This window comes from Janthinobacterium sp. PSPC3-1, from assembly GCF_049896105.1.
Taxonomy (GTDB): Bacteria; Pseudomonadota; Gammaproteobacteria; order Burkholderiales; family Burkholderiaceae_D; genus Janthinobacterium.
On record NZ_JAFCTQ010000028.1, the window covers coordinates 17,987 to 39,922 of the forward strand.

General features: G+C 62.8%; 18 protein-coding genes. All 18 read right to left on the reverse strand.

The genetic code is table 11. From position 1 onward, the window contains the following. Positions 1-232 precede the first annotated feature (232 nt). Positions 233-1,576 (reverse strand): 23S rRNA (uracil(1939)-C(5))-methyltransferase RlmD, encoded by a 1,344-nt coding sequence (gene rlmD / locus ACP7B7_RS23380; protein ID WP_426078287.1) that lies wholly within the window; start codon positions 1,574-1,576, stop codon positions 233-235. A 142-nt stretch (positions 1,577-1,718) separates the two neighbouring features. After that, positions 1,719-2,741 (reverse strand): RNA polymerase sigma factor RpoS, encoded by a 1,023-nt coding sequence (gene rpoS / locus ACP7B7_RS23385; RefSeq protein ID WP_426078288.1) that lies wholly within the window; start codon positions 2,739-2,741, stop codon positions 1,719-1,721. Between the two features lie 8 nt (positions 2,742-2,749). After that, on the reverse strand, positions 2,750-3,688 hold the full coding sequence (locus ACP7B7_RS23390; RefSeq protein WP_426078289.1) for a peptidoglycan DD-metalloendopeptidase family protein: 939 nt from the start codon (positions 3,686-3,688) through the stop codon (positions 2,750-2,752). Between the two features lie 42 nt (positions 3,689-3,730). Next, on the reverse strand, positions 3,731-4,597 hold the full coding sequence (locus ACP7B7_RS23395; protein WP_426078290.1) for a protein-L-isoaspartate(D-aspartate) O-methyltransferase: 867 nt from the start codon (positions 4,595-4,597) through the stop codon (positions 3,731-3,733). Further along, positions 4,594-5,331 carry a 5'/3'-nucleotidase SurE gene (gene surE, locus ACP7B7_RS23400; protein ID WP_426078291.1) on the reverse strand — a complete coding sequence of 246 codons (738 nt, stop codon included), beginning with the start codon at positions 5,329-5,331 and terminating at the stop codon, positions 4,594-4,596. Before surE ends, ACP7B7_RS23395 begins: the two co-directional genes overlap by 4 nt. 86 nt (positions 5,332-5,417) lie before the next feature. Next, on the reverse strand, positions 5,418-7,751 hold the full coding sequence (locus ACP7B7_RS23405; RefSeq protein WP_426078292.1) for a tetratricopeptide repeat protein: 2,334 nt from the start codon (positions 7,749-7,751) through the stop codon (positions 5,418-5,420). A gap of 11 nt (positions 7,752-7,762) precedes the next feature. Then, positions 7,763-8,368: a toll/interleukin-1 receptor domain-containing protein gene (locus ACP7B7_RS23410; RefSeq protein WP_426078293.1), complete on the reverse strand. Its 606-nt coding sequence runs from the start codon at positions 8,366-8,368 to the stop codon at positions 7,763-7,765. A 266-nt stretch (positions 8,369-8,634) separates the two neighbouring features. Next, complete coding sequence (locus ACP7B7_RS23415) at positions 8,635-10,656, reverse strand: ATP-dependent DNA helicase (protein WP_426078294.1); 2,022 nt, start codon at positions 10,654-10,656, stop codon at positions 8,635-8,637. Positions 10,657-10,717: 61 nt separating this feature from the next. Then, a complete protein-coding gene (locus ACP7B7_RS23420; protein WP_065310554.1) occupies positions 10,718-10,918 on the reverse strand; it encodes a YdcH family protein in 201 nt (66 codons plus the stop codon). Positions 10,919-11,075: 157 nt separating this feature from the next. Next, on the reverse strand, positions 11,076-11,780 hold the full coding sequence (locus tag ACP7B7_RS23425) for a hypothetical protein (protein WP_426078295.1): 705 nt from the start codon (positions 11,778-11,780) through the stop codon (positions 11,076-11,078). Between the two features lie 23 nt (positions 11,781-11,803). Continuing rightward, complete coding sequence (zapE, locus tag ACP7B7_RS23430) at positions 11,804-12,901, reverse strand: cell division protein ZapE (RefSeq protein ID WP_426078296.1); 1,098 nt, start codon at positions 12,899-12,901, stop codon at positions 11,804-11,806. A 69-nt stretch (positions 12,902-12,970) separates the two neighbouring features. Next, positions 12,971-14,401, reverse strand: coding sequence for a dihydrolipoyl dehydrogenase (lpdA, locus tag ACP7B7_RS23435; RefSeq protein WP_308925278.1), 1,431 nt, complete (start codon positions 14,399-14,401; stop codon positions 12,971-12,973). Further along, the gene (locus ACP7B7_RS23440; RefSeq protein WP_308925277.1) at positions 14,391-14,762 is read right to left on the reverse strand and encodes a PspC domain-containing protein; all 372 of its coding nucleotides are present in this window, start codon (positions 14,760-14,762) and stop codon (positions 14,391-14,393) included. The genes lpdA and ACP7B7_RS23440 overlap by 11 nt, the downstream gene beginning before the upstream one ends. Before the next feature lie 103 nt (positions 14,763-14,865). Continuing rightward, a complete protein-coding gene (odhB, locus tag ACP7B7_RS23445) occupies positions 14,866-16,125 on the reverse strand; it encodes a 2-oxoglutarate dehydrogenase complex dihydrolipoyllysine-residue succinyltransferase (RefSeq protein WP_426078297.1) in 1,260 nt (419 codons plus the stop codon). A 79-nt stretch (positions 16,126-16,204) separates the two neighbouring features. Then, positions 16,205-19,057 (reverse strand): 2-oxoglutarate dehydrogenase E1 component, encoded by a 2,853-nt coding sequence (locus tag ACP7B7_RS23450; RefSeq protein ID WP_426078298.1) that lies wholly within the window; start codon positions 19,055-19,057, stop codon positions 16,205-16,207. A 333-nt stretch (positions 19,058-19,390) separates the two neighbouring features. Beyond that, positions 19,391-20,695, reverse strand: coding sequence for a citrate synthase (gltA, locus tag ACP7B7_RS23455; RefSeq protein ID WP_426078299.1), 1,305 nt, complete (start codon positions 20,693-20,695; stop codon positions 19,391-19,393). 121 nt (positions 20,696-20,816) lie between these two features. Continuing rightward, positions 20,817-21,098 (reverse strand): succinate dehydrogenase assembly factor 2, encoded by a 282-nt coding sequence (locus ACP7B7_RS23460; protein WP_034752073.1) that lies wholly within the window; start codon positions 21,096-21,098, stop codon positions 20,817-20,819. A gap of 126 nt (positions 21,099-21,224) precedes the next feature. Then, a complete protein-coding gene (locus ACP7B7_RS23465; protein WP_426078300.1) occupies positions 21,225-21,935 on the reverse strand; it encodes a succinate dehydrogenase iron-sulfur subunit in 711 nt (236 codons plus the stop codon). Between the last annotated feature and the right edge of the window lies 1 nt (position 21,936).

A 21,936-nucleotide genomic window follows, 5' to 3' on the forward strand; every position in this document is an offset into this window, starting at 1 on the left:
CCGGCCTAGGCCGGTTTTTTTACGTCCATCAAATCGCATCGCCAAAAACAAGCTCATCAGCAAGGCTCGTTAGAACCCCCGTCCCCTGCACAGGCTATCCGGGCCAAGCGGGCCCGAAAAATGTCGAGGGCAAGGCGCAGCGACGCAGACAGTACGACTGTACGACAAGGAGCTGCAACGCAGCCATCGGCATTTTCTCGGGCCCGCGTCTCCGGCCCGCCGTTTTTATGACTTACGCAATCAGATCAAACACCGCCATCGACTCCACATGCGAAGTGTGCGGAAACATATTAACCACACCCGCCTTGGACAGCTTGTAACCCGCCTCCAGCACCAGAATGCCGGCATCGCGCGCCAGGGTCGAGGGGCTGCACGAAACGTAGACGATACGTTTCGGCAGCATGTCCGGGCGCGTTTGCGCCAGTCCGACCAGCGCCTGGCACAGGGCCATGGCGCCGTCGCGCGGCGGGTCGACCAGGATGCGGTCGAACTTGCCCAGGGCGATCAGGTCGTCGGTGGTGACTTCGAACAGGTTGCGCGTCGAGAACGAGGTTTTTTCCGACAAGCCATTGGCCAGCGCGTTTTCCAGCGCGCGCTCGGTCAGGGTGGTGCTGCCTTCGATGCCGACCACTTCGCTGCCCTGCGTCGCCAGCGGCAGGGTGAAATTGCCCAGGCCGCAGAACAGGTCGGCCACGCGGTCGGTCGGTTGCACTTCCAAGAGGCGCAGCGCTTTCGACACCAGCACGCGGTTGATATGGTGGTTCACCTGGGTAAAGTCGACCGGCTTGAACGGCATGCGCACGTTGAATTCCGGCAGCAGATAATGCAGCTGCTTGTCGAGCGGATAGAACGGCACCGCCGTCTCCGGCCCTTTTACCTGCAGCCACCATTGCACGCCGTATTCGTCGGCAAACGCTTTCAGCCTGGTTTCATCGTCCGCGGTCAACGGCGCCATGATGCGCAGCACCATGGCGGTAACGTCTTCGCCGATGGCCAGCTCGATCTGCGGCATCTGGTCGAAGATGGACAGCGAACCGATCAGCGCGCGCAGCGGCAGCAGCATGGCGGAGATATGCGGCGGCAGGATTTCGCAGCTGTCGATATCGGCGACAAAGGCCGATTTCTTTTCATGGAAACCGACCAGCACCGTCTCTTTTTTCTTTACGTGGCGCACCGACAGGCGCGCGCGGTAGCGGTAGCCCCAGGTCGGGCCGTACATCGGGCGCATGATGTTCTCGGCGCGCACCTTGCCGATATGCCAGAGGTTGTCTTCCAGCACACGCTGCTTGATGGCGACCTGGGCCGATGGCTCCAGGTGCTGCATCGAGCAGCCGCCGCAGTAATCGAAATGCTTGCACTTGGGCGTGACGCGCAGCGACGACTCGCGGTGCAGCGCCGTCATGCGGGCCGCTTCCCAGTTCTTCTTCTTCTTGAACGTCACGAAGCTGACCCGTTCGCCCGGCAAGGCGCCTTCGACGAACACGACCTTGCCCGGCGAGCCGTCTTCATTCTCGATATGGCCGACGCCGCGCGCGTCCATGTCGAGCGATTTGATTTCGATGATATTTTCTTGCATAGCGATCAATAGGTAAAAGTGGGCCAGGACGCAGGGCCGCGCTGAAACTTGAAGGAGAACAGGGAAAGGTCAGGCGCCGCGAGCGGGGCGTATGATAGCAGATGCAGGCCCCGAATAGCCGGGCCAGCCTGTGTTGGAACAGTCAGAGCAAGGAGTCGCGCACCACGCCGCGTGCCGCCATGGCCCGTTTCAATTTGATCAGGGCCTCCTGCTGGATCTGGCGTACCCGTTCGCGCGTGACGCCCATTTCCTCGGCCAGGGTTTCCAGGGTGGCCGGATCGTCGTTGTCGAGACCGAAGCGGCGCATGATCACCACGCGCTGCTTGTCGGGCAGTTTGCTCAGCCAGTCGCGCACCAGCACCGTCATTTCATGGTGTTCGGCGCGCGCGTCGGGACTGTCTTCGCTGGCGCCGGGCAGCATGTCCATCAGGGAAGATTGCGGATCGTTGTCGAGCGGGGCGTCGAGCGAGGTGGCGTGTTCGGACAGCGCCAGGATATCCTGCACCTCCTCCACCGGCCGCCCCACCAGGTGGGCGATGTCTTCGGCCGACGCATCCTTGCCGTCGTGGTGCTGCGCTTCGAGGTGGTATTTGCCGCGCAGGATCTGATTCAGTTCGCGCACCATGTGCACCGGCAGGCGCACCGTGCGCGCCTGGTTCATGATGGCGCGCTCGATGCTCTGGCGTATCCACCAGGTGGCGTAGGTAGAAAAACGGAAACCGCGCTCGGGCTCGAACTTGTCGATGGCACGCATCAGGCCGATGTTGCCTTCCTCGATCATGTCGAGCAGCACCACGCCGCGGTTGATGTAATGCTTGGCGATCGACACGACCAGGCGCAGGTTGTGCTCGATCATGGTTTGCCGCGCTTCGAAATTGCCCTGCTTGGCCAGGGTCGCGTAATGCACTTCCTGCGGCGCCGTCAGCAGCGGACGCGTGCCGATCTGGTTCAGGTAGTGCTGGGTGGTATCGGTCGACAGTTCGGCCGCCAGCACTTTTTTCAATTCGTCGACGCTGTCGACCACCACGGTGGCAACCACCGCGTCACCGGCCCCGGCCGGATCTATGCCGTCGAGCTCGCCGTCATCATCAGTCAGTACCTCGTCCGCCACTTCGTCGTGCGGGTCCGGTTCGTCATCATGCGGATCGTGCGGCGCGTTTTTCATTGCTTTACCTAACGGTTAGGCAGGAACTTGGACGGATCGACAGGCTTGCCCTGCTGGCGGATTTCAAAGTGGAGCTTGACCCGGTCGGCATCGGAATCGCCCATTTCGGCGATGGCCTGGCCCTTGTTGACGCTCTGCCCTTCCTTCACCAGAATGCTGCGGTTATGCGCGTAAGCCGACAATAAACTGTTACTGTGCTTCACGATAACAAGGTTACCATAACCTCGGATGCCGCTGCCAGCGTACATTACTTTTCCGGCGCCGGCGGCCACCACTTGCTGGCCGGCCTTGCCGGCGATATCGACGCCCTTGTTCTTGCCTTCGTCGAAGGTACCGATCACCTTGCCTTCGGACGGCCACATCCAGCTGAGCTTTTCATCGCCGGCGGCGACCACGGCGGCGGCCGGCGCGCCGGTCCCGCTGGTGGCCACGGCGGCTTTGGCCGGCACGGCCAGCGGCGCCGCCGGCGGGGCCGCTGGCGGGGACTCGGCCACGCCGGCATCGCTGCGCAGTTCGGCCAGGGTGGCATCGGAATACGGCCGCTTCTCGCCGCGCGGACCGTTCTTTTTCGGCACCACCGGCGCGGCGGGGCGCACTTCGGTAATGGCCGGCATGACGACGGCCGAGGTCTGGGCGCCGCCCGTGTCGCCGGTCGGCGGCAGCACGCGCAATACCTGGTCGACCTTGATGTCGTTTACATCGCTGATGTTATTCCATGCCGCCAGGTCGCGGTAGTTCTGGCCATGTTCAAGCGCGATGCGCAACAGGGTGTCGCCGCGTTTGACGGTGTAGAGGGCCGGATCGCGGTCACGCGCCTCGCTGGCCGAGGCCGTGCCTGGCGTATGCTGGCGTTCGACCACGGGCGCCTGCACGCCGGTGGTGCCGCAAGCGCTGAGCAGCATGGCCAGCGTGATGGCGCTGAGGAGTACCTTGGTTTGTTTCATCATTCGCATGTCGTTATCTGTCCTGCTTGCTGGCTGATCCGCGGATCAGATGGTGCCCGGGCGCAAAGGCACGAAATGGCAGTCTTCCAGCGCTGCGCTGGTCCACTCCATTTTTCCTACCCGGGTAATGAGTTGTAAATGCTGCAATTTGTCGCCCACCGGCGCCACCAGGCGCCCGCCTATCGTCAATTGCTCCAACAGGGCTTGCGGCACTTCCAGGCCGGCTGCGGCAAGGATGATCCCGTCAAAGGGTGCCGCCTGCGGCAGACCGAGCATACCATCTCCGTACTGCAAACGCAGGTTCGGCACGCGCAGCGGGCGCAAGTTGGCCTTGGCCAGCTCGTGCAGCGGCTTGATGCGCTCGATGGAAAACACCTCTTTCGCCACCCGCGACAGCACCGTCGCCTGGTAGCCGCAGCCGGTGCCGATCTCGAGCACGCGCTGCAGGGCGCCGCCATTGCGCATCACTTCGATCATGCGCGCCACGATATACGGTTGGGAAATGGTTTGCTGGTGGCCGATCGGCAAGGACGCGTCGATATACGCCTGCGAGGCGAACGCCTCGTCCATGAACAGATGGCGCGGCACGGCCTGCATGGCGTCGAGCACCAGCTGGTCCTTGACGCCCTGCTTGACGATGCGCGCCACCATGGCCCGCCGCACCGCGTCCGAGACCAGCGGATTTTGCCTGGGCGCCGCCGCCGGCAAGGGCTGCGCGCGCGACGGCGTGATGCCGTTGGGCGCGCCATAGGCGGGCGCAGCGCCGCGCACGGCGTTTTGCGCCTTGTTCTGGGTCGCCGTTTGCGGCGTGGCGATGCGCGACTGGGCCAGCGTGGGCGCCGCGCCCTGGCGCGACGGCTTGCCGGCCAGCGCATCGAGCGACAAAGGGAAACTGCGCGGCTTGTCGCTCATGCCAGGCCTTTCGACAGCGCGTCGAGTTGCGTCACATGGGTCAGGTCGATCTGCAGCGGCGTGATCGACACCTGCCCTTGCGCCACCGCATGAAAGTCGGTGCCGGGACCGGCTTCGCGGGTCGCGCCCACCGGACCGATCCAGAAAATTTCGCGGCCGCGCGGATCGAGCGCGCGGATCACCGGCTCGGCCGAATGGCGCTTGCCCAGCCGGGTGGCGGCCATGCCCTGCAGCTGCTCGTATGGAATGGCAGGAATATTCACGTTCAGCAGATACGGCTTTTGCAATTCGTCGAAGCGGCGCTCGACGATGTCGCGCGCCACGCGCGCGGCCGCATCGAGATTGACCCAGCCATACTCGGCCTGCGAGAAGGCGATCGCCGGGATGCCGAACAGATAGCCTTCCGTGGCGGCCGCCACCGTTCCCGAATACAGGGTGTCGTCGCCCATGTTGGGGCCGTTGTTGATGCCAGACACCACCAGGTCGGGCCGCTCCAGCATCATGCCGGTCAGCGCCACGTGCACGCAGTCGGTCGGCGTGCCGTTGACATAATAAAAGCCGTTGCCGGCCTTGTGCACCGACAGCGGCCGGTCCAGCGACAGGGAATTGGACGCGCCCGAGCGATTGCTGTCGGGCGCCACCACCACGATCTCGGCGATCGGCGCCAAGGCATCGGCCAGGGCGGCCAGACCCGGCGCCAGGTAGCCATCGTCATTACTGATTAAAATTCTCATGCCGAGATTTTACCCGAAGCAACGCTTCTGCTGCGCGTGGACGACGATGCAATACGGCATTTTTTTGCATTACAGACAACCCCGATTCAACGCTGTTCGATACCCGCTTCCGACAACGCCCCCTCCAGCGCCTGCACTTCATCTTCCTGCAGCGCAAACAGCGCGTCGAGGTCACCTTGCAGCTTGTACAGGTGCTTGAGCTGGGCCATGCCGCGCTTGCGCAGCTTGCCCGGTACGCCGGGGCGCAGCAGGCAGGACTTCAGGTGTTCGGCCAGTTCGCCGGCCTGGCGATATTGCTCGCGCTCGATCATGCCCTGCAGCATGGCGATCATGCTGGCCAGGCTCTCCGGCGCATCCGTATCGGACACGCCGTGGTCGGCCAGGATGGCTTGCTGCTGCATGGTGCCGGCCAGTTGCTTGCGGCTGTGCAAGGTATCGAGATGATGCTCGCCCAGCACGCGCGCATGCACTTCCAGCACCTGCTCCTGCACGCTGCGGGCGGCCTCGAGTTCGCCGCGCCGCAGCAGCGCCTCGGCCAGCTTGCGCTGGCTCATCAGCGTTTCAGGATGATCGAGTCCGCGCGTGCGCTCGCGCGCCGCCACCTGGTTTTCATGCAGCAGGCGCGCACCGGCCCAGTCGCCCAGCCCGGACACGATATCGGCCAGGCGATCGCGCGTGGCCAGGGTGGCAGGATGGTCGAGGCCCAGGGTGCGTTCCTGCGCCTGCAATATGGTGTCGAGCAACTGGCGCGCACCGTCCAGGTCGCCCTGCCGGCCCAGCACCTGGGCCAGCGCCAGCTTGCTGTGCAGGGTGTCGCCATGCTCGGCGCCAAACAGGCGCGCGCGCGCGGCCACCACGGTGTCCAGCAATTGCCGCGCCTCGTCCAGGCTGCCCATGTGCAACAAGGTGGTGGCGCGGCAGTCCATCGCGCTCAGGGTGCGGGGATGCTCATTGCCCAGCTGGCGCAACTGGCTGGCCAGCACCGCATCCTGCAGGGCCAGCGCGGCCGCATAATCGCCCTGGCGCATCAGGGTCTGCGCCAGGCAGGCCTTGGCGGCCAGGGTATCGGCATGTTCGGCGCCCTGCAGCCGCTCGCGTGCCTCGGCCACGTCTTCTTCCAGCTGGCGCGCTTCGCCCAGGCTGCCCAGCTGGCGCAGCAGGCGCGCCATGCCGCTCTTGCCGGCCAGGGTATCGATATGCTCGCCACCCAATATGCGGGTGCGGATCTCGACGCTTTGCCGGAAGGCGTCGAGCGCCTGTTCCGGCCGGCCGTCTTTGCGGTACAGCTCGCCCAGCCGGGCCAGGTCGCGCGCCAGCGGCAGGGCCACGGCGCGGCCCGGTTCGAGCTGCAGCGCCCGCCGTGCCTCGTCGATGGCGGCCAGCAGGCCGATCTCGCGGCTCGACTGCCACGGAAAATAGCCGCCCGTCAGCCATTGCAGAAAGGCTTCGAAGGTGCGCGTCAGCGAAAAACGGTCGCCGCCCTGGTCGATGCGCACGGCCAGCTGCTCGCCATAGGCGAAGGTCTTGGTCTGCTGCAGCTGGACTTCATCGAAATAGCTGTCGAGCGCGATCTGCGACAGGCCGTACGAGGTACGCAGCAGGCGCTCGAACATCGGCTGGTAGCCGGCGATACCCTTGTAGCTGTCGCCGCGGCGCCATTCCGCACGCTGTGCGCCGTCGCCCATTTCGATGCGCGACGGCAGCGGATACACCAGCAGCTGGCGTTGTTCATCTTCATGACTGCGCCGGTATTCGATGGCGCGCGTCACCAGCGCATCGACGCCTTCCAGGCTTTGCCGGTTCGGCGTGAAGACCACCACCAGTTTCCTGGGCAGCAAGGTGGTGCAGATGCCGGCGCTGTCGGTGCGGCCGGTGCGCGAATCGACCAGCACGTAGCGGAAGTGCCGCGCCAGGGTATCGGCAAAGCAGCGAAACAGCGCCGGGCAGGCGTCGAACAACTGATCCCAGCGCATCTGCGCCAGCCGTTCGCTGTAGCTGGCGTCGAAACGCCCGGCGCGCATCAGGTACAAGGGACTGCCCTGGTCGACCCGCACCACGTATTGCTGCCAGTCGATGGCGTCGAGCACGCGCTCGGCCAGCGCCGCATAGTCCTGCTCGCCGCCCGGCCCGTGGCCCGCCGGATGCATGGCGCCCAGGCGTTCGAGCTGTTCGCGGCAAGCCTCGAAGAACTCCAGCACGCCAGGACACTCCTCGTGCTGCTCGAAATAATGGTGCAGGCCGGGCGCTTCCATGTCCCAGTCCAGCATCAGCACCGGCACGCTGGCGTTGTCGCGGCGCGCCAGCAGCACCGCGATATTCGACAGGGCCATGGTGCGGCCGGTACCGCCCTTGTAGGAATAAAAGGTGACGACTTCACCAGGGGCGCTCAAAGGCGGCAGGGACAGGCGTGGGCATTCCATGGCGGGGACCTTTAACGTGGGAAGTGAGGGGGCGGCACCGCGCGCCACTGCGGCGGGATATCCGGCAGGACGAAGCGGCTGCAATCATGGCCCGGCGGTGTCGAGCGCTTGAGCAATTGATAATGCCTGGCGATGCGCTGCACGATTTTCTTGATATCGGGCAGATACTGCGGATTCGATTTCAGGTCGCCGCTGGCCAGCGTGTAGGCGGAAAAATCGACATACAAACCGGGACCGGCAATTTGCGCCGGCAGGCCATCGGGGTGCTGCGTCATGATGATGGGGATGATCAAATGGCTGGGCAGTTCGTACCAGTTGCGGCGCTCCTGCTCGATCAATTGCATGGCGGCAAACTCGCGCCGCGTATAGCCATGGGCTTCATATTTGGGCGTGTACAGCACGATCATGCACACGCTCTCGCACATGGCGCGCGCCACGCGACGGTCGAGGTCATCGCCGCCGCCGAGCTGTTCGCTGTCGATGAACAGGGCGTCTTCGCGGTCGAGGTGGGGTTCCAGGTAGCACGACAGGGCTTCCACAAGATCGTTCTTGAACTTGTTCATGAAAGCGAAATTTCCGTGCGCATAGCTTAAGAAACAGCCGTAGCGGATATCCATGGCATCCCCCCTGTTCCCGGTACACCCTCCCGTCACCGCATGTTGATCGACAAGGACTGCGTCCACTGTAAACCGCTGAGCACGTCCATATTTGCGCACGCACAAACATCGTCACGTCAGGCATCGACGCCGAAATATGCCAAAATCCAGCCTGAATACGCCAGTTATTGGCATGCCAGGCCCGCAGGCAAGCCGCGCGCCCATGCGCCAGGTACTTGATTAAAAAGGGAAAATGGCCGGCGCGGACGCGCCGGCCAGGAAAAGGGTCAGAACTTGGCCGGCAGGTTGCGGAAAAACTCGATCACCTCGGCCGTGTCGCGCGTGCGCTTGAACGGCGGCAGGCTTTGCCAGATGCGCTTGCCATACGGCTTGGAAATCAATCGCGGATCGCAGATCATCAGCACGCCGCGGTCACCTTCGTCGCGGATCAGGCGGCCGGCACCCTGCTTCAGGTTGATGATGGCTTCCGGCAGCGAATGGTGCATGAAACCGTTCTTGCCCTGCTTTTCCATCACCTCGATGCGCGCCGCCAATACCGGATCGTCGGGTGGCGCGAACGGCAGCTTGTCGATGATCACCAGCGACAAGGCGTCGCCGCGCACGTCGACGCCTTCCCAGAAACTCTGACTGCCGATCAGCACGCCATTGCCGGCCGCGCGGAACTGGTCCAGCAATTCGGTGCGGCCACGGTCGCCCTGCACGAACAGCGGGAAGTCCAGGCCGCGCTGCTTGAATTCGTCGGCCAGCCGTTCGGCCGCCCGTTTCACGGCGCGCAAGGTGGTGCACAGGAAGAAGGTGCGCCCGCCGGCCGCCTCGATGATCGGCAAGGCGCAGTCGATGACGGCGTCGGTATAGCCCAGCGAATTGGGCTGCGGCAGGTTTTGCGGCACGAACAGCAAACCCTGCTGGCCGTAGTCAAAGGGACTTGGCCAGGTATGCGACGGTTCGCCCGTCAGCCCCATCTGTTCGGAAAAATGCTTGAAGTCGTTTTTCACGGCCAGGGTGGCGGATGTAAAAATCCAGCTGCGCGGCGTGCCTTCGCGCTGGTTATTGAAAATTGGCGCGATCGACAGCGGCGTCTTGTGCAATTGCAAGGAACTGGAAAAGGCCTCGACCCAGAACACGGCTTCTTCGCCGGCGGCAATCTTCGCCTTCGGGTCGAACTTCCAGCTGCTCAGCTGCTGCGCCAGTTCCACGCCGCGCACGCGGCACTGTTCCAGCGTTTCGGCCCGTTCGGCCTGGGTCTCGAGCACGGCCACCATGCCGTCGAGCTCGTCCTTGAGAGTCTCCAGCGCAGGAAAGAAATCGCTCGACGGCGCGATTTGCGGCAAGGACAGGCGCACGATATCTTGCGGGAAGGTCAGGCGCAGGTCGCGCGCGGCCTTTTCCACCACCGTCACCGTCTTGGCCCAGTCGATGCCGCGCGCATGGGCCAGCCCTTCGGCCAGCACGTCGCGGCACAGTTCCAGGATTTGCGAGGTCGAGACGGTATTGCCAAAGAACAAAGTGGCGGTATCGGGCAGCTGGTGCGCCTCATCGAAGATGATGGTGTTGGCCGACGGCAGCAGTTCGGCCACGCCGGTGTCTTTCAGCGCCACGTCGGCAAAGAACAGGTGATGGTTGACCACCACCACGTCGGCCTGCTGGGCTTCCTTGCGCGCCTTCATCACGAAGCAATCCTGGTAATACTGGCATTCGGCGCCCATGCAGGTATCGCGCGTGGACGTGACCAGGTTCCAGATCATGGCGTTCTCGGGCACCTTGGCCAGCTCGGCCTTGTCGCCGGAACTGGTCATTTTCAGGAAGCGTGAAATCTCGCGCAGATGGCCCACGTCGTCGCGCGAGGTCATGCGGCCGTTCTGCAAGGTGCGTTCCAGGTGGTAATGGCAGACGTAGTTCGAGCGGCCCTTCAGCAGGGCCACCGAGACCGGCGCCTGCAGCGCGGCGCGCACGGTCGGGATATCGCGCAGGAACAATTGATCCTGCAAGTTCTTGGTGCCGGTGGAGACAATCGTCTTGCCACCCCACATCAGGGCCGGCACCAGGTAGGCAAAGGTCTTGCCGGTGCCCGTGCCCGCCTCGGCAATCAGGGTGGTCTGGCTGTCGATGGCGTGGGCGATGGCCTTGGCCATCTCGGTTTGCGAGCGGCGCGGCTTGTAGCTGCCCACCGCCGGGCCCAGCGGGCCACCGGCGCCGAACAGGCGTTCGATGTCGGCGTCGTGCTTGCCGGGTTCGGCTGCCACGACGTCGGCTGGCTCGGGCGGCAAGCCGTCTTGGCTGGCAGGCAATAATTGGTGATCGGTCAAAATAAACTTAGGTAAGGACTGGGCCGGACGCTACTGGCGTCCCTCAGGCGGGCACATCGGGCACCAATTGCATTTTCAGCAAGGTGATATGGTCTTTCAATTGCAATTTGCGCTTTTTCAGGCGCCGCAGTTGCAACTCGTCATGATGGCCATCGAGCACCAGCAACTCGATGACGGCATCGAGGTCGCGGTGTTCGACGTCCAGTTCAATCAGGCGCCGCTGTATATGCTGTGCATCGCTCATGTGTTGCGTTCCAGATAATGAGGGAGTAAACGGGCGCAGGCGTGGCGCGCCTGCGCTGACTCTGCGCCGGCATCACCGGCAAGGCCGTAGTTTAACCTGCCGCGCGCGATACGGCACGCCATTTCAGGGCCAGCCATTGCGGCCGGCCATGGCCAATTCAGTTATCGCCGATCGGCGGTGGCGGCGCACTGGCGGCAGCGGCCGCGCGGGCGGCCTTGGCGGCGGCGGCTTTCTCGCGCTCGGCCAGGCGCTTGGCGACTCTTTCCTGGCGTTTCACCGCTTCGGCCTGCTTGCGCGCAAAATTGGCCTCGCGCGCGGCGCGCTGCGGCGCCTCGGCGGCATCTTGCGCAGCCTGTTGTTTCACGTCAGCGGCGTGCTGGGCCTGGCGCTCGGCCAGGGTCGGCCCGGCCGGCTTGGCTGGCCTGGCTTCCGGCGTGACCACTTTCACGGCCTTCGACGTGGCGACGGTGCGCTCGGCCAGCTCGTCGCGCGCATCCTGTTGCGTGCGCGCCAGGTCGGCGTCACGCAGGCGCACCGATTCGGCCCGCTGGAAATGGCTGGCTTCGGCTTCGATGGCGCGCAGGCGCATCAGGGTGATACGACGCGTTTCCTTGGCCTGGTCCAGGCAGTTGTTCACAAAGAAACGGTCATAGCACACCAGTTCGCGCGCCGCATAGACGCTCTCGGCGGCGGCTCGTTCGCTGGAGACCTGCTTGAGCTTGGCGTCAGCCTCGGCCATCGTCACGGTGGGCGGCACCTGCGGCATGCCCACCTCATCCATGGCTGCCTTGTTCTGCACGGCGCAAGCCGACAGCAGCAGCGCCAGGCCCAATGCCATGCCCAACTTGATTCTTGCCATCATTTTCATCCTTTGCCTGCCTTGTTTCAAACGATCGCGTCGGCCGCGCCGCGCTGTTCTTTTTCCATGTATTCGCGCGATTGCATTTCGACGATGCGCGAGACGGTACGGTGAAATTCATTGGCCAGCATGCCGTTCGTATACAGCTGCTCGGGGGACACTTCGGCCGACATGATCAGTTTCACCTTCTGGTCATAAAACACGTCGATCAGCCAGGTGAAGCGGCGCGCCTCGGACGACTGCGCCGCCGACATGGCCGGTATTGCCGACAATATCACTGTATGAAAGCGGCTGGCGATTTCAAGATAATCATTTTGCGAGCGGGGTCCGCCGCACAGGGTGGCGAAATCGAACCAGATGATGCCGCCGGCGCGGCGCAGGCAGTGGATTTCACGGCTCTCGATGCGGATGCGCGCGTCTTCGTCGGCCGTCTCGGCGATGCGCGTGTACGCGTCACGCAGCGCCTTGTCGGTGGCCGCGCCCAGTGGCGTGTAGTAGCTGTCGACCTGTTCCAGCGCACGGCCGCGGTAGTCGACGCCGGCGTCGACGTTCATGACGTCGAGCTTGGCCTTGAGCAGCGCGATGGTCGGCAGCATGCGGTCGCGGTGCAGGCCGTCCGGGTACAACAGGTCGGGATCGTAATTCGAGGTCATGATGAAGGACACGCCGTTGTCGAACAGGGCCGACAGCAGGTTGTACAGGATCATCGCGTCGGCGATGTCGGAGACGTGGAATTCATCGAAGCAGATCAATCGGTATTTCTTGGCGATCCGTTTGGCCACCTCGTCCAGCGGGTCGGCCACGCCTTTGAGTTCATCGAGCTGCTGGTGCACGCCGCGCATGAACTCATGGAAGTGCAGGCGCGTCTTGCGCACCAGTGGCACCACCGAATAAAAACTGTCCATCAAGAAGGACTTGCCGCGCCCTACCCCGCCCCACATGTACACGCCCTTCGGCACTTGAGGGCGATTGATCAGGCGCTTGAAGGTGCTCGAGCGCTGGCCCTTGTAGGCCACCCATTCGTCATAGCACAGTTGCAGGCGGTCGACGGCGCGGCGCTGTGCCGCGTCGGCCTTGAAATCGCGCTGCTGCAACGCGTTCTGGTAAAACTCTTCTACGTTCATGGGGCTCGATTCAACGCGCAGGGGCGCTGGCGGCCAACACCGCGAGCGCCCCTGTAAGACTAACTACGATTAAAAGTTCAAGGTACGCTTGTCAACCGCCAGCGCCGCTTCCTTGGTCGCTTCCGACAGGGACGGGTGAGCGTGACAGATGCGCGCGATGTCTTCGGCCGAAGCCTTGAATTCCATCGCCACCACGGCTTCCGAAATCAGCTCGGAGGCCATCGGACCGACGATGTGCACGCCGAGGATCTCATCGGTGGTCGCATCGGCCAGGAACTTGACCATGCCGGACGTATCGCCCAGCGCGCGCGCACGGCCGTTGGCCAGGAACGGGAAGCTGCCGGCCTTGTAGGCGATGCCTTCGGCTTTCAGCGTCTGCTCGGTCTTGCCGACCCATGCAATTTCCGGCGAGGTGTAGATCACCCACGGAATCGTGTTGAAGTTGGTGTGGCCATGCTGGCCGGCGATACGCTCGGCCACGGCAACGCCTTCTTCTTCGGCCTTGTGCGCCAGCATCGGACCGCGCACCACGTCGCCCACCGCCCACACGTTCGGCAGGTTGGTCTTGCAATCGCCGTCGACGGCGATGAAGCCGCGTTCGTCCAGTTGCAGGCCCACCTTATCGGCAGCCAGGCCGTTGGTGTTCGGCGTACGGCCGATCGAGATGATCAGCTTGTCGAACACGGCGGTGACGGCCTCGCCCTTGGCATCGACGTATTCCACGCTGACGTCTTTCTTGCCCGGCGTGATGGTGCCGATCTTGCAGCCCAGGCTGATCTTCAGGCCTTGCTTGGCAAACAGCTTGCCCGCTTCCTTGGCGATCTGCTCGTCGACCGCGCCCAGCAAGACTGGCAGGCCTTCGAGGATGGTCACGTCGGAACCCAGGCGGCGCCATACGCTGCCCATTTCCAGGCCGATCACGCCGGCGCCGATCACGCCCAGCTTGGCCGGTACGGCGTCGATCGCCAGTGCGCCGGTGTTCGACAGTATCAGTTTCTCGTCGAATGGCGCGCCCGGCAGTTCGCGTGCGTTGGAACCGGTGGCGATGATGACGTGCTTGGTCGTCAACGTTTCGTTGGCGGCGCCCACCACGCTGATCTCATAGCCTTCGCCAGCGGCGCCGGCGAACGATGCGCGGCCGTGGAAGAAGGCGATCTTGTTCTTCTTGAACAGGTACAGGATGCCGTCGTTGTTCTGCTTGACGACAGTATCCTTGCGCTTCAACATCTGGCCCAGGTTCAGTTTCAGGCCGGCAACATCGATACCGTGCTCGGCGAAGCTGTGGCCCGCGTGTTCGAAATGCTCGGACGATTGCAGCAGCGCTTTCGACGGAATGCAGCCGACGTTGGTGCAGGTACCGCCGGGAGCGGCGCCGCCCTTGGCGTTCGACCACTCGTCGACGCAAGCGACGGTAAAGCCCAGCTGGGCGGCGCGGATGGCGGCGATGTAGCCGCCAGGGCCGGCGCCGATGACGACGACGTCAAATTGTTTAGTACTCATGTTTTGTTATTCCAATCTCTTCGTCCGGGACGAAAATCCACAATAGAAGGTAAATCACCACGCCAAAGCCGAAGGTCAGCGTAAACAGCACGAACACCAGGCGCCAGATCCACGCTTCCATGCCGGAAGCGCGGCCCAGGCCGCCACATACACCGCCCAGCCAGCGGTCGCCGCGCGAGCGGCGCAGCCGGCTGAACTCTTGTACCAGGTCGTTCGCGGGACCGTCACCGAACGTGTTGTCCGGTTTGTCCAGGTTGATGCCGCCCAATAGCTTGGCCTTGGCTTGCGCAAATTCGCTATCGCTTAATGCGCCAGCCAGGTGTAACTCATGCAGACGCTTGATTTCTTCAGAGACGTTCATGGGAATCCTCTTTGAGTTGAGATCAGCCAGCTGCGTCTTCTGGCACGGGGTACAACGGTACTGCTTGCACTGCCCCGGCGGCCGCGCCGGGGCGAACGTGGTATTACAGGTCCAGCAGCAGGCGTGCCGGATCTTCCAGCGCTTCCTTCATCGCGACCAGGCCCAGCACGGCTTCGCGGCCGTCGATGATGCGGTGATCGTACGACATGGCCAGGTAGTTCATCGGACGCACGACGATCTGGCCGTTTTCCACGACAGCACGGTCCTTGGTCGCATGCACGCCCAGGATGGCCGATTGTGGCGGGTTGATGATCGGGGTCGACAGCATCGAACCGAAGGTGCCGCCGTTCGAGATCGAGAAGGTGCCGCCGGTCAGGTCGTCCAGGGTCAGCTTGCCTTCTTTGGCCTTGGCGCCGAATTCGCCGATTTTCTTTTCGATCTCGGCGATCGACATCTGGTCGGCGTTGCGCAGGATAGGCACCACCAGGCCGCGTGGCGAACCGACCGCGATGCCGATGTCGAAGTAGCCGTGGTAGACGATGTCATTGCCATCGACCGAGGCGTTGATGATCGGGTACTTTTTCAGGGCGGCGACGGCGGCCTTGACGAAGAACGACATGAAGCCCAGCTTGACGCCATGCTCTTTCTCGAACTTGTCCTTGTACTTGTTGCGCAGTTCCATCACGGGCGCCATGTTCACTTCATTGAACGTGGTCAGGATGGCGTTGGTCGATTGCGATTGCAGCAGGCGCTCGGCGATACGGGCACGCAGGCGGCTCATCGGCACGCGCTCTTCCGGACGGTCGCCCAGGCTGGCGGCGCCAGGTGCGGCAACTTGTTGCAGGGCCGGCTTGGCGGCCACTGGCGCAGGCGCGGCGGCGGCAGGCTTGGCGGCAGCGGCCAGGGCGTCGCCCTTGGTCACGCGGCCGTCTTTGCCGGAACCGGCGACGTCGCCAGCGGCCAGGCCTTTTTCGGACAGGATCTTGGCGGCGGCAGGCATGGCCACGTCACCCTTGGTGGCGGCTGCGGCAGGCGCCGAGGCGGTCGCGGTTTCTTGCGCGGCGGCGGCCAGCGCTGGCGCAGGGATGGACGACACTTCCAGCGGGCTGACCTTGGCCGAACCTTCGGTATCGATGATGGCGATGACTTCGCCGGCGACCACGGTGGCGCCGTTGTCCTTGATGATTTGCACGATCACGCCAGCGGCTGGTGCCGGCAATTCCAGTACCACTTTATCGGTTTCGATATCGATCATGTTTTCGTCGCGCGCGACTGGCTCGCCGACTTTTTTATGCCATGCCAACAGGGTTGCTTCCGCAACCGATTCCGACAACTGGGGTACTTTGACTTCGATTTGTGCCATGTAAAACTCCGTTTATTTTGTTATTGCGGCGCCGCCGCTGCGTAGCAGTGGCGGCGCTCCGTGACAAGTTGCCGACCGCTTATTTGGTCAGAATAAAGCCCTTCAGCTTCGAGAATGCCGTTTCCAGCAGATCTTTTTGCTGGGCGTAGTGCTTGTCATAGTAACCGACAGCCGGCGATGCCGAAGCAGGACGGCCGGCGTAGGCCAGGCGTTGACCGGCTTCCAGGCCTTCGAAGATGTTGTGCTGGATCTGGAACCAGGCGCCCTGGTTTTGCGGCTCGTCCTGGGTCCATACCACTTCGACCAGGTTCGGGAACTTTTTCAGTTCCGCAGCGAACGACTTGTGCGGGAACGGATACAGCTGTTCCAGGCGCACGATGGCCGTGTCGGTCTGGCCGCGCGTCTTGCGTGCGTTGACCAGGTCGTAGTAGACCTTGCCCGAGCAGGCGATCACGCGCTTGACCTTCTTGGCGTCGATTTTCTCGTCGACTTCGCCGATCACGGTCTGGAAGTTGCCCTTGGCCAGGTCGGTCAGCGGCGAACCGGCGTCCTTGTTACGCAGCAGCGACTTCGGCGTCATGATCACCAGAGGCTTGCGGAACTGGCGCACCATCTGGCGGCGCAGCAGGTGGAAGATCTGCGCGGCCGTGGTCGGCTGCACGACTTGCATGTTGTTGTCAGCGCACAGCTGCAGGAAACGCTCCGGACGGGCGGACGAGTGTTCCGGACCCTGGCCTTCGTAACCGTGCGGCAGCATCATGACCAGGCCCGAAGCGCGGCCCCATTTCACTTCGCCGGAGCTGATGAACTGGTCGATCACGACTTGCGCGCCATTGGCGAAGTCGCCGAACTGGGCTTCCCAGATCGTCAGCGTGTTCGGCTCGGCGGTCGAGTAGCCGTATTCGAAGGCCAGTACGGCTTCTTCGGACAGGACCGAGTCGATGACGGTGAACGGCGCCTGGCTGTCGGACACGTTTTGCAGCGGAATGTAGGTGCCCGCATCCCAGCGCTCGCGGTTCTGGTCGTGCAGCACGGCGTGGCGGTGCACGAACGTGCCGCGGCCGGCGTCCTGGCCGGTCAGGCGGATCGCGTAGCCGGACGAGACCAGCGACGCGTAGGCCAGGTGTTCGCCCATGCCCCAGTCCAGGTTCATTTCGCCACGACCCATGGTGCCACGGTCGCCCAGCACTTTTTCAACCAGCGAGTGGACCTTGAAGTCTTCCGGCACGGTGGTGATACGGGTGGCCAGGCGTTTCAGTTCGGTCATCGGCACGGCGGTGTCGGCCGAATCGGTCCATTTCTTGTTCAGGAACGGCAGCCAGTCGACCGCGTACTTGTTCTTGAAGTTCGAGATGACCGGGTCGACCGTGTGCTTGCCGGCGTCCATGGCGTCGCGGAAGGCGGCCACCATCTTGTCGCCGCCATCGGCAGGAATCACGCCCTGGGCCACCAGCTTGTCCGCGTACAGCTTGCGGGTGCCTGGATGCTGGCCGATCTTCTTGTACATCAAAGGCTGGGTCAGCGCAGGGGTATCCTGTTCGTTGTGGCCCAGTTTGCGGTAGCAGATGATGTCGAGGACGATGTCCTTCTTGAATTCCATGCGGTAGTCGAGCGCGATCTGCGTCGCCAGCACCACCGCTTCAGGATCGTCGGCATTGATGTGCAGTACCGGCGCTTCGATCATTTTCACGACGTCCGAGCAGTACAGGGTCGAACGCGCATCGCGCGGATCGGAAGTGGTGAAACCGATCTGGTTGTTGATGACGATATGCACGGTACCACCGGTGTGGTAGCCGCGCGTCTGCGCCAGGTTCAAGGTTTCCATGACCACGCCCTGGCCGGCGAAAGCGGCATCGCCGTGCACCAGGATCGGCAGCACTTGCGCGCCTTGCGCGTCGCCGCGGCGGTCCATGCGGGCCTTGACGGAGCCTTCGACCACCGGGTTGACGATTTCCAGGTGCGACGGGTTGAACGCCAGCGACAGGTGGACCGGGCCGCCTGCGGTGGAGATGTCGGACGAGAAGCCCTGGTGGTATTTCACGTCGCCGGCGGGCAGGTCGTCGCCGTGCTTGCCTTCGAATTCTTCGAACAGTTCCTGCGGCGCCTTGCCCAGGGTGTTCACCAGCACGTTCAGGCGGCCGCGGTGGGCCATGCCGATGACGATTTCCTGCACGCCTTTTTCGCCGGCGCGCTGGATGGTTTCATCCATCGAGGCGATAAAGGTTTCGCCGCCTTCGAGCGAGAAGCGCTTCTGACCGACGTAGCGGGTGTGCAGATAGCGTTCCAGGCCCTCGGCTGCCGTCAGGCGGTCCAGGATGTGGACTTTTTTCTCGGCACTGAAATTCGGGGTGGAGCGGATCGATTCGAGTTTCTCTTGCAGCCAGCGCTTTTCGGCCGGGTCGGAGATGTACATGAATTCGGCGCCGATCGAGCGCGTGTAGGTGTCGCGCAGGTAGTTCAGCAGATCGCGCAGGGTGGCGGTCTCGGGGCCAAAATAGGTGTTGCTGATGTTGAACACGGTGTCCATGTCGGCATCGTTGAAACCGTAGAAGCTCGGTTCCAGTTCCGGGATCATCGGACGTTCCTGGCGTTGCAGCGGGTCCAGGTTGGCCCAGTGCGAACCGAGGTAGCGGTAAGCGGCGATCAGCTGGGTGGCGGCGACGCGCTTGCGGCCCATTTCGGCATCGAACGAGGCGGTCACGGTGCGGATCGGGCCGGCCTTGGCGCGCTCGGCGAACGAGGCCACCACGGAAGCGTGGGCGACGTCGGGCTTGTTGGTACCGTCGACGGCAGGCACGTGCTGCATCGCGTCGAAGTAGGCACGCCAGTTGTCAGGTACCGAGCCGGGATTGTTCAGATACGCTTCGTACAGGTCTTCCACGTACGGAGCATTCCCACCGAACAGGTAGGAGTTGGTCGTTAATTGCTGCATATATTGCTCACCTCTCTTCGCGTTTCGCGAGGAATTAGCGGGTTAATCTAACCTTCCGCGACACGGCCTGACCGGTTAGCGGATTGCACATCAAGTTGTGGGGAAGGGCTTGTTTATTGCACCAGCATTCTGCATACCGTCATTTAGAATAGCACGCGGTATTGTAACGCAACAACCGCCGCCTGACTTTTATTTGGCAAGCAAATGTAAGCTTTGCGGGGCTGCCGGGGTCTCAGTGTTGCGCCTTGACGATAGCGGGCACGGCCAATTGCGCCGGCCATAAAAAAAGCGAACCCGAGGGCCCGCTTTTTTGCTTGTTACATGCGCATGATATTAAGCGCGCTGGTCCAGCGGCTTGACTTCACGCGTGGTCGAACCGACGAACAACTGACGCGGACGGCCGATTTTCTGTTCCGGGTCGGCGATCATTTCGTTCCATTGGGCGATCCAGCCGATCGTACGGGCCATGGCGAAGATACCGGTGAACAGCGATACCGGGATGCCCAGTGCGGACTGCACGATGCCCGAGTAGAAGTCGACGTTCGGGTACAGTTTGCGCGAGACGAAGTATTCGTCGTTCAGTGCAATCTTTTCCAGTTCCATCGCCAGCTTGAACAGCGGGTCGTCCTGCAGGCCCAGCTCTTCCAGCACTTCGTAGCAGGTTTCACGCATCAGCTTGGCGCGCGGGTCGAAGTTCTTGTACACGCGGTGGCCAAAGCCCATCAGCTTGACGCCCGAGTTCTTGTCCTTGACCTGTTCGATGAAGGCAGGGATGTTCTCGACGGTGCCGATTTCCTTCAGCATGTTCAGTGCCGCCTCGTTGGCGCCGCCGTGGGCAGGACCCCACAGGCAGGCGATACCGGCAGCGATACAGGCGAACGGGTTGGCGCCCGACGAACCGGCCAGGCGGACGGTCGAGGTCGAAGCGTTCTGCTCGTGATCCGCATGCAGGATCAGGATGCGGTCCAGGGCGCGCACCAGCACGTCGTTGACCTTGTAGTCTTCGCACGGGTTGGCAAACATCATGTGCATGAAGTTGGCGCTGTACGACAGGTCGTTGCGTGGGTAGGTGAACGGCTGGCCGATCGAGTACTTGTAGGTCATCGCGACCAGGGTCGGCATCTTGGCGATCAGGCGGATGGCCGACACTTCGCGGTGACGCGGGTCGTTGATGTCCAGCGAATCATGGTAGAACGAGGCCAGCGCGCCGACGGTGCCGACCAAAATCGACATCGGGTGCGCGTCGCGGCGGAAGCCACGGAAGAAGAATTGCATCTGCTCGTGCACCATGGTGTGCTTGGTGACGGTGTCGACGAACTTGGCTTTTTCTGCGGCGTTCGGCAGTTCGCCGTTCAGCAGCAGGTAGCACGATTCCATGAAGTCGGCGTTGACGGCCAGCTGTTCGATCGGGTAACCACGGTACAGCAGTTCGCCCTTGTCGCCATCGATGTAGGTGATCGACGAATTGCACGAGGCGGTCGACATAAAGCCTGGGTCGTAGGTGAACTTGCCGCTACCGGCGTACAGCTTGCGGATGTCGATGACGTCCGGGCCGACGGTGCCTTTGTAGATCGGAAATTCAAGCGATGGGCTGCCATCGGAGAACGACAGGGTAGCTTTTGTGTCAGAGGTATTCATGGGCTCTTCCTTCTCGGGAGTGAGTCGAAATTAAAATCAAAAATTCTGGCTGCAATTCGCCCCGCGTCTTGCGGAGCTACAGCGCGCCACTCGCACCGTTTGCAATATATCGCCCAGGCGTCTAGGCAATGCGCAGTCGTTGCAGCAGTGCGCGCACGTGCGGCAGATCGACTTCGCCTTCCGGCTCTTTACGGGCCAGTACCAGATCCATTAACGCATTGTCCGACAAATCGAGCAAACGCGTCAGCGCGTCGACTTCTTCGTCGGTCAATTCGGTTTCATACGCATCGAGAAAACGGGTCAGGATAATGTCGTTTTCCAGCAGGCCACGGCGCGAGCGCCAGCGCAGGCGGGCGCGGTTGGCCGGGTCGGCCTGATGCGAGGACAAAATTGATTCTGTCATTGGGTTTTACCATCTTGCGCGTGTCGTCAAAAACGGCACGGTACTGCTTTGCCGGCGCCACCCGGCAGGACAGGGGCCACTCCCCTGCCCTGCCGGGGCGGCGCCGGCGGGATACGTTCTGAACGATCAGATCGCGCGGCGTACCATCAATTCCTTGATCTTGCCGATCGCCTTGTTCGGGTTCAGGCCTTTCGGGCAAACGTCGACACAGTTCATGATCGAATGGCAGCGGAACAGACGGTACGGATCTTCCAGGTTGTCCAGGCGCGCGCCGGTGGCTTCATCGCGCGAATCGGCGATGAAACGGTAGGCTTGCAACAGGCCGGCTGGCCCCACGAATTTGTCCGGATTCCACCAGAACGACGGGCACGACGTGGAGCAGCATGCGCAGAGAATGCACTCGTACAGGCCATCGAGCTCTTCGCGCTGTTCCGGCGACTGCAGGCGCTCTTTTTCAGGCGGGATCGATTCGTTGATCAGGAACGGCTTGATCGAATCGTACTGCTTGAAGAATTGCGTCATGTCGACGATCAGGTCGCGGATCACCGGCAGGCCTGGCAGCGGACGCAGCACGATAGGCTCGGTCAGCTCGTTCAGGTTGGTGGTGCAGGCCAGGCCGTTCTTGCCGTTGATGTTCATCGCGTCCGAACCGCACACGCCTTCGCGGCACGAGCGGCGCAGGGCCAGCGAGTCATCGACGTCCGCCTTGATGCGCTGCAGTGCGTCGAGCAGCATCTTGTCGGTGTCTTTCAGTTCGACCGTCAGGTCTTGCATGTACGGCTTGGCATCCTGGTCGGGATCGTAGCGGTAGATTTTGAATTTGAGAGTACGTGCCATG